The sequence below is a fragment of the Prevotella conceptionensis 9403948 genome, from assembly GCF_000312305.1.
Taxonomy (GTDB): domain Bacteria; phylum Bacteroidota; class Bacteroidia; order Bacteroidales; family Bacteroidaceae; genus Prevotella; species Prevotella conceptionensis.
In genome coordinates this window covers 379348-390160 of record NZ_HE999447.1, presented here as the reverse complement: position 1 = coordinate 390160, position 10813 = coordinate 379348, and the positions used below count along the sequence as shown (strand labels likewise).

The window sequence follows — 10813 nt, the reverse complement described above, 5'->3', positions numbered from 1 at the left end:
GGATGCTTACAGTCTACCTATCTATAGAATCGGTAGGCTATCCATTGATTTTTTTAATTAAATTCAAACCTTATGGTTTGAACACTTTACGTACAAGCACAGCGGCAACGAGCTCCTTCATACACATTGACGTTGACGTTCTTGTTGCAGTCGGAACTTTCTGAATCGTCTTCGTTCTCATTTGCGGCGAAGCCACCATGCATCAATCCTAATTCGTCACATGACAAAACGGATATTTTCTCAATAGCACGATCTAATTCGTTCATAATCGTTAGGAGAATTTGATTATACCTACTCATTGTTGGCTTTTCGTTTTCCGCCATTAGAGCCTAGCTCTATTCTCTGTTTTATGTATTTTTAAAGGTGAAACCGGCTGTTTTGATGTTTTAAAGCGATAAGAAATTGTAAGCATAAAACTTCGTAATGCCGATTGTGTCCAAGTCTTGTTCGCAATAAAAGGATTTGTTGTCCATGTTGATGTATGATTCTTGCGAATTAGATTGTTAAATAGAAATCCAATGACCCATTTGTTGTTCTTGGAAATATAGTGAGTCCCTATTTGTGATGTAAGCCGTCCACTAATTCTACGAGTTTGCATAATCCATGGTGTTGCGCCATTCATATTGATATTGGCTTCTATGTTTGATGTTAACTTTAATGTGTTGTGGAGTGATACATATCCTTGTACAATATCCTTTTGGAGGTATCCGTCAGGAATATATATGTATTGTATTCCAAAGTTGGTAGATAAATTCCAAAATGAGAAAGGCTTGTTATTACTGCCTAAGTTAATACTGAACTCATGTCTGTTAAGCATATTCTGATTGGTAAGGCAAATAACACTATCTGAAACAAAGAAATTTTCTTCTATAACTTTATGATGTACGCGGTATGCAGCGGATAACGAACACCAGGTATTTGTATACGAAAGATTAATTTCATCAGTTTCTTGTGTTTTCAAGAGCGGATTTCCTACAAAATAGAGAAAATCGTTAACTTTAGTCTTATAATTTGTAAGCAAATCGAATGATGGGCGGAATAAATATCTAGAGTACGATAATACAAGTTCCTTAGAATTACTTAGGGTATAGCTCAAAAGAAATGAAGGTAACCAGTTGGAGTATCGTTGTGAAATAGTCTGTTTTTTCCCATGCAAAGAGGTTCTTTCTAGTCGTAATCCACAAGTGATAGTTACTTGTTTCCAAGACTTGGACAATGAAAAAAATGAAGCAGTTAGTGTTTCTCTATATCCGTATGTTTCGATGTCGTCATGTTTTAAATCCGTTTCATGTATATAGTCACTTGTACGATTTGTCACGTTTGCCTCAATGCCAGTATTGAGTGATAGACCTGGTTCAAGTTTAGAACTTAGTTCGCTGTTCACAAAAAACAATTTGTTGGTTGCCCTGTTCTCGCTATCTTCTTTCCTAGTAGTCTTTGTTAAAATAAAATTAGTAATAGTTTCTTCAGACTCATTTTCTTTGTCGTATAAGTAATTAATTGATGTTTGCAGTGTGTTTCTTTTGTTTTTAGATGTCCAAAGGTGAGTTAGTTGTATCAACGACAGTTTTGTTGTTCTACTTATAAGAGTGTTTGCAGTGTAGCGAGCATATTTGTCTGTTCTGTACTCTTGAAAGAACTCGTTTTCTTGTGGTTTCTTGTCGTTTAAGGTAAAATTGTTTTCAATTTCGAATGAAAGGCGGTGTTGCCCACAAACTCCACTTGCCCCAAATGTCGCAATGCAATTATTGGATCTTAAGTTTCCATCAATTGTGGATCTTTGAAAGGAAAAGGGCTTGTTGGTCATTTCGTAAGTAGAATGGTGTTTCAACCCAGTCTTTGTCCCATTTTGTGTGGAAAAATGGGCGTATGCTTGCCATTTATTATTACCATATAGTACAGCAAGATTGCCATTTTGTAGCACTGATGTGTTTAAATCGCAATTAAAAGGCTTACCCAAAATAGAAAGTGTATTTTTGGCTGATAGTGTAATTCCTGTTTGAATTCGTTGATATACATTCACAACTCCACCTGCGGCTTCGCCTGAACTAGATGCTGTTCTTCCGAAAACAACTTCTATTTTGCTAATATCAGCTGCATTGATTAGTGATAGTTGATCATTTGCATTTACTTTCTTTATACCATTGATTCTTATTTCTGCGGGTTTCCCATCTATAAGCACTTGTTTTCCTGTAACCTGTATTCGTGGTATTCTTGCAAGTGCATCGTAAGCAGTGTACATAGCTATTGATTTTCCTAAGCCTCCGTGTTGCACATAGAAAATCATTTTCCCTTTCTCTGGTTTAATGGAACTGGCTTTAACTATCACTTCACCTAGTTGGCGGCTGTTGTTTAATCGGATAGCCTTTTCTAACATCTGTGTATGCGCGTCTATAACAAATTCTTCTTGATAAACTATTTTTCCCAAAAAACTGGCAACAAGTCGATAAGGTATGTTATAAGCACCTTTAAATTGTGCCATACCTAAGCTGTCAGATGCACAATAAGCACTGGGGGCTAGTGTATCATTCATAGTGTATAAAATACAATTCACGTTCTCCAGAGGTGTTAGGTTGACACTATCTGTACAGACAACTTTAATTGTTGGCCTCATTGCAAAATCAATCTGTGCGCAAAGTCCACAACTGTATGAAATGTATAGAGCGAGTATGTAAACCATTCGTAAATCCATATAGGCTAAGATAATGGTGGGTAAAATAATGTTTGAATGTCAATAGAGTTTGGTTTTATATGACTTATCGACAAGTATTTAGAGAAGATCAAATGGTTAGTAACACTTTAACTTTGTGTATAGTTATATATGGAAGTGTTGTTGGTTTGTCAAACTTCCTCTACAAGGATTGTCATTTCTTTTTATCAATATCGGTTGAAACCTTATAATTTGCAATTTAAAAATAGACACATTTCAAGTAGAGTTCCCCTTGTTCAACCTTGGAAGATTGTGTTCTTTGAACAATGCATTTTTGCAGATTTTGGCTATTCAGTAAAAATATCGTATTGTGATATTCTTCTACAATTTGAATTAATAATTCCTGTTTGCGGTTTAGTTACTTTACTTGTTGTTTTTTTGTTATAAAGGTATGCCACATCCTCCTTGCAGGGAACTCTGTGAATGCATGTTAATATGTAGCAAATTTACTAACTTTGTTTGTATAATCCAACTTATTTGTGTTAAATGTTGTATATATCAGGTTGATTTGTTCAATGTGCCTTCTTAATAATGTGTAATCTAATTTCTCCATACAGGTGTTTATTTTGCGAATCTGGAAGTGTCGTTCTCGTTTTTGTTCACTTTTATTTGTTTTCCATTGTTGCTTATGCTATACGTCATAGACAAACGGATGCATTGCGTGTTAGGGAATGTGAGGCGAGTGACACTAAATCTCCCATAATTGTATAAATGTTCCCCTTTCAGTTGATTGAAAGGGTCTTCTATGGTAAGCGCAAAAGCAATGTCCTTGTTTTTAGGCAAAGCATATTGCATTCCCATGTCTATGCTCATCGTTCCTTTTCTCCTTTCTTGCAATAGGTTGTTGCGGGTTTTGAAGAAGGGATTGATGAATATGGCAAAGTTGTCGGTTGGCTTATACGAAAGATACAGGTTACCATTTGCGAACCAATTATTCTTGCGATTGAAAGTTGATGGGAGAACATCGTATGCTAAATGGCTGAAACTGAGATTTCTCAAATAAAGATACAACGAACCGTTCAGCTTTCCTTGGATAAAGGAAAATGGAATGGAGGCATCGGCATATATGGATAGCAGGTTGGCATAATTTTGGGGCTTGGTGTATCTTACTCCATCGTTATCGATATTATAAGTATTTCCGAAAACATTAGACCTTAATCGTGTTCCTATACTGACAACCACGTGTTTAAACAGCAGGTTTTGTATCTTGAAGTCGTATTGCATGGACGGCTTTAAGAAAGGATTTCCAACGCTATATTCATTGTCGCTATAATAAGTAGCACCTGGAAGCATGGAGAAATATCCTGGACGTGTATTCTTCATCGTGAGATAAAGCGAAGAGCTGAAATTGTTACTCGCTTTCCTGTCGAGCCTTAGATAAGGAGCAACGTTCCATTCTTTGCTCCTTGAAATAGTATTAGCCACTAGATATTTATAATGTGCATACTCCGTCCGCGCCCCCAAGTACAGCGACAGGTCTTGAGTTAACTTAATTTTGCCCGACATGTACAGCCCCATGATGGTTTCCCACATTGAGAAGTCAGAGCCATTCTTCGACTTAACGTTTTCGTTCATTTTAGAAATGTAGTTCTGGTTGCCGACAGTATACACAAACTTAGGTCGTTTTAAAGTGTATTGGGTTTCTATGATATGTCTATGTCCATCCATTGTCTTGTTGGTATTAACCGAGTTTCCCAAGCTATTGTTTACGGTTTGGGCATAGTCGTCGCTACCAGCAAGCAGGCCGTATGATATTTTGAACTGGTGTTTCATGTATCTGCCGAAAGATACTCGATGTTTGTGGACAACAAGTCGGTCCAATCATTGATTTCTCTCTCTGTAAGCTTATCTAGGACAGCATCTGTATTGTAAGCTTCTTTGCCCTTACGCCGTGAATCGTCCACATAGTAAGACACAAAATAATTTAAGCTCCCTTTTAAGAAGCTCGGCATCCAGCTCATGTTCAACACTCCGAAATAGGCATCCTTATCTCTAGTCGCTTTCTGGTTAATCAATTTCTCGTGTTGCTCATAAGGAAATCTTTCCTCTTCCTCAGATTTGAGTTTAGATTTGACGTATCCAGCAGTTGCACTTCCTGACAGATTGTCATGCCTGGCTCGTATGTCAATGTAATCGCCCCATCTGAAAGCGTTGTTACGTAGAAGCGTTCCGTGGATAGTGTTGCTGATGTTGGAGCCGCGTGTTTGCATTTTCTTTGTCTGCAACTCAATTGTTGCGTCTTCACCAGACAGCCTATTCTCTGCGGTTGCCATGCTCTTTATGAATAATCGCTTAAGATTAGCGGCAGGCATCGACTTAAGGTAAGTGAGAAGAATGCCCATTGGCATCCTTTGTTTCACCCCATCGATAACTACAAGTGGGTCGTTACCTTGAACTGTTATGGCATCATGAGAAACAACAACGCCAGGAGCTCGCTTCAACACGTCTAACACATTGTCGTTGTTGCCTAATCTAAGCTTCTCTGTGTCTATTCCTATCTTCCCGTCTGCAAGCGTAATCGCTTGTTTGTATGCAGAAACTACAATTTCATTCAGTCCAATCACGCTCTCTTCCAGCGCTATTGGCTTTTCAAACGTATGATTGGCCGCCACAACAGTGTGAAATGTTTTATACCCAGCGCAACTAATTTTCAAACGCAGCGTGTCATTTTTGTGTAAAGAGCAGTCTAAAACAAAATACCCCCCTTCTTTACTAAAGGCGGAAACGATTGTCTTAGTCGTGTCTAATGGTGAAACGCCAATAATGCTAGCGTATTCAATGGGCGTATTTTTCTCATCCACAATCTGTCCAGAGATGCTCTGTCCCCAGCTAGGGAATAAAGGCAACAATAGGGAGAGAAGAAGAAAGATGGTCTTATGCATATGATCTATCGCGTTTACTAGTTCTGGCGTTAAAGAAATGAATGAAAAAAAGTTAATGTGAAAACATTACTCCTTTCTACATGTAAGGATGTCTGCAGGGCGAATGTATGTTGTCACCTCACCACTCCCGCATCGTTATCGGCATTATCCATTTGTTTTTGCAGGTTGCGCACTTTTCCTTTCCTGAAGCTATATCTAAGGGAGAGCTGCACAAGGCTATCTTTATATTTGGCAAACTTGTATGTGGTGGCACTGATTAGTTCGCTATTCATTGTCGAAACCGTGGTGGCGGCCGACATGAAGGGATTGTTTATGCTGAGGGTGCAACGTAAGCGGTGGAGGTTGTAATAGGCACTTAGCTGCAAGTTGGGTGCTGTTCGCGTCTTGGTTTGGTTGAACATGGTGGTGATAGCCGAACGGAAGCTGGCTTGCAAACCCCATTTGGGGCGGTCGTAGCTCGCAGACAGGCTGCCAATCACGTCTGTATAGGTGGTGAAAAAGCTTAACCCATTGTTGATGTAGCGGTTAAGTGTGAGCCACCCCGACAGTCTCAAGGATTGCGAAAAGAGGCTCTGGCTGGCGTAGAGGCGCATTTGCAGGTGGGTGAAGCTGTGCTGATTTGCCGATGTATAGACGAACATGTTGGTTGCGGCATCATATACGGGGGGATTGTTTGTGAAGGGATGGTTGCTGTAGTGCAGGTAGGTAACGAAGCCTAGCATGGTTTCCCGCTTCTGAAAGCTAAGCGAAAGCTGGTTGATATAGGCCTGATAGGGCTTGAGATGTGGGTTGCCTTGCCACAATTCATATTCTGACTGCGTTTGGACGAAGCCCGACAGCATGGCCAATTGTGGCTCCACAGGGTTGATGCCGAGATAATATTGCAGCCTGAATGTCTTTGAAAGCGGGTAGGATAGTGTGAGGGAAGGTCGAAAGAAGTGGTATTGCGCCACAAGACTGTCGTTCTTCATGCGGTAAAACGAATAGCCCCCACCTACCGAATAGGCCAATTTGCCCAGCATACCGCTTAGTTCTACGTAGTCGTAGTTGTTGAAGTTGAGCAGCGAAGTGGGGGTCGTTGTGTTGGTTGCAACGTAAGTGTTGTTGGTTTTGGATAGGCGATTGTGCGTGCCGATGGTAAGGTTGAGTTGCTTAGACAACGGTTGCTTGAAGATAACCTCGCCGATAACCGACTTGTGTTTGCCGTCAACGTCGTAGGCATTGGAGAATGCAGGCTGTGCAGCGGCATGGTATGCCTTGCTGTAAGCCCTGCGATAGTCGCTGCCGATGTAGGTTGCCGTGAGGTTGGCCAGCAGGTTTGCTTTGCTAGCGAATTGCTTGTCGAGGTAAAAGTCTAGCGAGGCGTTGTGCGTTCTGTCCCTAGTGAGCAACGCTTCTGAGAAGAAGGGCGCGCCGTTGCTTTGCGCATGGCTTTGTGAAACATTTTCGGGCTGGCGCGATGTGGCGTAATTGGCCACGATGTTGAAGAAAGAGTTGCGCGTGTCTAGCAGTTTGTTATACTCCAATTTCACGCTGCCGTTGCGATAGCGGTAAGCCTTGTCGTCGCCTTTGGTGTTAAGTGTCAATTCGTTGGCAGGGTAACGCAAGGTTTTGTCGCTGTTGTTGAACACGCCACCCACGCTTTTATAAAGCCCGTCTATGGTGATGGCGAGTTGGTGTTTCTGCCCAACAATCTTCAAATAGGCGTAGGCGTTGCCTTGTTTTGTGGTTAAGGCGTTGGCGATTTGCACTCCGCCTTGCATCCCCTCGTATCCTCGTTTGGTGTGAACCAATAACACAGCGGCCACGCCATCGCCGTAAGCGATGCCTGGGTTGTCGATGTATTCCACCCTGGCGATGTCTTGTGGTTGCAGGGCAGCAAGGTCTGACTGTTTAGAAGGCACGCCATTGATGCGTATTTGCAGTGCACCGCCTTTCTGCGAAGATAGCGTTCGGTTCATCAAGTCGAATTGAAGGTCGGGTAATGCCATGCGTTGCAGCACGTCGTAGGCATCTGTGCTTTGTCGCTTTATTGCGTCCGAGGGGTAGAAAACCCACCTATCGGCATTCTTTTGTAGGTTGGCCGACACCATAACTTCACCTAGTTGCACGGTGTCGGGCTTTAAAAGAAGTTCGCCTAGGTCTATGTCTTTGTTCAATTCCACGGTGGTTAGCAGCATAGGCTTATAGCCCACGCTGGTTATGCGTAGATGATAGGAGGCAGGGGGAAGGCTGGTTAAGGCGAATTTACCATCTTCGTTACTCGCTATAGATGCCTTTGCGCTTACTCCATCGGCTGCTAATAAGGTTATTTGCGCTGCCTTTATGGGCTTTCGTGTTGTGTTGTCGTTTATCTTACCGATAAGGGAAAAACTCTGGGCATAAATTATCTGCATGGCGCAGAGCAACACGAGGCATAGCTTTTTGCGGAGCGAGAGAAAAGCTTGTGCCTGCGAACGCATAGCGTTCTTCAACATGCAGTTGTCTGTCTTTTTTGTGTGGGGCATTGTAGTTGCAGCTATTATTCAACACCTGTCTTTTGGTCTGAACTCTTTAAGCGGCTGTCGCGTTTCAGCTCTTTGGGGTTTCCGCTTTTAAAGGTATAGGTTATGTCTAGGCCGAAGGCCCTAGCCGTGAGATAGTTGGCTTGCGAACGCCAGAAGTGGGTGAGATGTTGTTCAACCAACAGCTCGTTGTACTTTTGGAAAGGCGAGTTCATTACTGCCCTCACATTGAGTGCGCCTTTAAAGAACGACTTGCTTATTGCCAGTGATGAGATGGAGAAGGCGTGCGACTTGGCCCATATCTCGGCTGGGTTTTTGTAGTTGCCGTACTGCAAGCCAATGGTCCAGTTCTTCTTCAAAAATACGTCGCACATCAGCGTTAGGTTGTGTGCGATGTTGCTTTTATCCCAAAGTTGTTCGCTTTCTTGATTCTTATACCAATCAATATTTCCAGAGAAAGTGAGCGAAAGCAACGGTATGGGACGGTAATTAAAGTAAAGGTTCGACCCAAAATCACGTGCGAAGGCTATATTTTGATATTGGGTGATGAGCTGTTTTTGGTGAGTGTCGTATCGAGGAAAGGCCATGATGGGTTGGTTTATCCATTTGTAATGTAGGCTATAAGAGAGGAACAGCGTGTTGGAGTAAAGCGAATACGATGTTTCCAGTGTGTGCGTGTAGGTGTTTTTCAGTTGTGGGTTGCCCTCAGCCGCTAAGTATTGCGACACAATAGCCTTAAAAGGGTTGAACATGAGTATGCTTGGGCGTGTTATGCCAGCATTGTAATTAAGTGACAATGAAGAACTTTTGCCCTGATAGTATATACCTGCGTATGGTAGGACATAATGTTTTCTGCTAGCAAAGTTGTACGCCGTTTGTTTTGGATATTGCATCTTTAAGTCGCCATATTCCCACCTTAGCGAGGCGTCTAGGGTAAAGTTGCCTACACCAAGCGAAATAGATGCGTAAGCAGCCGATACGTTTTGTGTGTATTTCAGATGCTGTTGTTGTAGGCTTTCTGCCACATCGTCTACCCATTCTCCGTCTTTCAACATTCTGTGCGAAGATTGGATGTCGCCGTTTCGTAAGGTTTGTTTACCGCCAATGAGCAACGTTGCGTTGTCGTTGTTAAGCAGATTGAGGTCTACCGACAAGCTATGCTCGTGCAGTCCGCCGTTGGTTTTGCGCCTGATTCTGCGCTCGTTGCCAAGTAAATTGCTGTTGGTTTGGTAATAATGTCTTACGTCAGGGTTGTAGGTATATCGGTAACCTACAACCCAATGCTCGTCTCCCGTCTTGCGAAAGAGGTTTCGATAGATGACATTCGCTTCGGCAGTGCCGGCTGTGTTCTTGTTTTCAGAGTCGTAAGCACTATGTAAAGGTAGTTGTCCTTGTTCGTTAAAGGTTTGTTGCCACAGGGTGTTTAGGTTGGTTTGTTCTATCAAGGCGTGTCCGTCTAGATACAAGGTGTTTAGCGTGTCGGGCCTCCATTGCAACATGCCCCTTACGGTATGCCTTTTCCAATCGCCGTCGCCAATGCCTTCACCGTTGTATTCTTGCCATAGCGAACCTTGCGCATACCTGCTCTTTGAGTTAATGGGCTGCTTTCGTTGGCCATCAAGAGCGTAGTTATAACCCAATGAATAGTCTATGTTTTTGTACGTTCCCATGAGGTTGAGGCCTGCATTGGCCCTTGGTTGGGTGTTTGCCCCGGCGTTAAGGGTTAGGGCATAGTTGTCGAAAAGTTGCTGATTGGTAACGATATTGATTATCGCATCGCCCACATCGCCGCCATAACGGGCGTTTATGCGGTCGATAACCTCAATCTTTTTCACAGTGCTAACGGGGATGGATTGCAGTACGGCCTTGGGCGAAGACTGCGCAATGCGATAAGGATGCCCATTAAGAAAGATGGAGAAAAAGGTGCTGCCCTTCACCGTAATGTTGTCGTTGGCATCTACATTCACCAACGGAACGCGGTTGAGGGCGGTAAGTAGGTTGGTGGATTGTATGGCAAGGTCTTTCGATAGGTCGTATTCCAATCCGTTGTGTGTTATCTTGATAAGGCGTTTTCGTCCCACAACCGATACTTCGCCCAATACTTTGGCATTGGCCGAGAGTTTTATGTGCAGTGTTTTGTCTGCATCGAGTGTTATGTTTTCTTTGTGATTGATGTAACCTACATTGCTAAACAGCAACTCGTAATTTCCTGCTTGGAGTGGAATTACGCACTTGCCGATAGAGTCGGAGTAACATGCCAAGCTGTCTTTCGCACGCTTAACCTTAATGTTGACGAAGGTTAGGGGCTCTCCACTAAGGCTGTCGCTCACGAGAAGGGTCAGTGTTTGTTGTGCCTCTGCCTTCTCTATATAAACCGAAAGACAAAGGAACATGAGCAATAGATATGTGTTTAATATTTTCATTTGTCGTTGGGATAAGGGATGAAACGGTGGGGTGTTGGTGGTCTTCTCTTTGATGTAAGACGCTCTGATATGGGGTTCCGCATTGCCGTTGCCAGCGGGCTTTGGTTGTGTCATGGGGTATAGGTAACCATTCTGCACATTTCTAGGTGTGCAGATAGGGGTTACACCTTGCAAATATATGAATTTTCTCAATATGTTCCAAATTAAATTTCAACACATTTACCTTGCCAATGTCTTCACCATCATTGCATTTGGCGTTTTCGAAGTTACGCATTGCCGCTTGTTTCTGTTGTC

Annotated in this window: 6 protein-coding genes; all 6 read right to left on the bottom strand. The window is 42.7% G+C overall.

From position 1 onward, the window contains the following. Positions 1 to 86 precede the first annotated feature (86 nt). The 6 genes from BN93_RS17960 to BN93_RS09390 all read right to left on the bottom strand — a co-directional run bounded on the left by BN93_RS17960 (position 87) and on the right by BN93_RS09390 (position 10633). Positions 87 to 266, bottom strand: a complete 180-nt coding sequence (locus BN93_RS17960; protein WP_198007507.1) for a hypothetical protein — start codon at positions 264 to 266, stop codon at positions 87 to 89. Between the two features lie 56 nt (positions 267 to 322). Then, entirely contained in the window at positions 323 to 2533 is a 2211-nt protein-coding gene (locus BN93_RS09410; RefSeq protein WP_198007506.1) for an outer membrane beta-barrel family protein, read from the bottom strand. 738 nt (positions 2534 to 3271) lie between these two features. Beyond that, complete coding sequence (locus BN93_RS09405; protein WP_019188080.1) at positions 3272 to 4483, bottom strand: outer membrane beta-barrel protein; 1212 nt, start codon at positions 4481 to 4483, stop codon at positions 3272 to 3274. Then, positions 4480 to 5592, bottom strand: coding sequence for a carboxypeptidase-like regulatory domain-containing protein (locus BN93_RS09400; RefSeq protein ID WP_019188079.1), 1113 nt, complete (start codon positions 5590 to 5592; stop codon positions 4480 to 4482). Before BN93_RS09400 ends, BN93_RS09405 begins: the two co-directional genes overlap by 4 nt. 113 nt (positions 5593 to 5705) lie before the next feature. Then, the gene (locus BN93_RS09395; RefSeq protein WP_019188078.1) at positions 5706 to 8099 is read right to left on the bottom strand and encodes a TonB-dependent receptor; all 2394 of its coding nucleotides are present in this window, start codon (positions 8097 to 8099) and stop codon (positions 5706 to 5708) included. A 14-nt stretch (positions 8100 to 8113) separates the two neighbouring features. Then, positions 8114 to 10633, bottom strand: coding sequence for a TonB-dependent receptor family protein (locus tag BN93_RS09390; protein ID WP_232211154.1), 2520 nt, complete (start codon positions 10631 to 10633; stop codon positions 8114 to 8116). Positions 10634 to 10813: the final 180 nt, after the last annotated feature.

Coding starts and splice junctions, on each gene's coding strand:
- BN93_RS09405 (WP_019188080.1), bottom strand. CDS start 4,483: ATGAAACACCAGTTCAAAATATCATACGGCCTGCTTGCTGGTAGCGAC.
- BN93_RS09400 (WP_019188079.1), bottom strand. CDS start 5,592: ATGCATAAGACCATCTTTCTTCTTCTCTCCCTATTGTTGCCTTTATTC.
- BN93_RS17960 (WP_198007507.1), bottom strand. CDS start 266: ATGAACGAATTAGATCGTGCTATTGAGAAAATATCCGTTTTGTCATGT.
- BN93_RS09410 (WP_198007506.1), bottom strand. CDS start 2,533: ATGAATGATACACTAGCCCCCAGTGCTTATTGTGCATCTGACAGCTTA.
- BN93_RS09390 (WP_232211154.1), bottom strand. CDS start 10,633: ATGACACAACCAAAGCCCGCTGGCAACGGCAATGCGGAACCCCATATC.
- BN93_RS09395 (WP_019188078.1), bottom strand. CDS start 8,099: ATGCCCCACACAAAAAAGACAGACAACTGCATGTTGAAGAACGCTATG.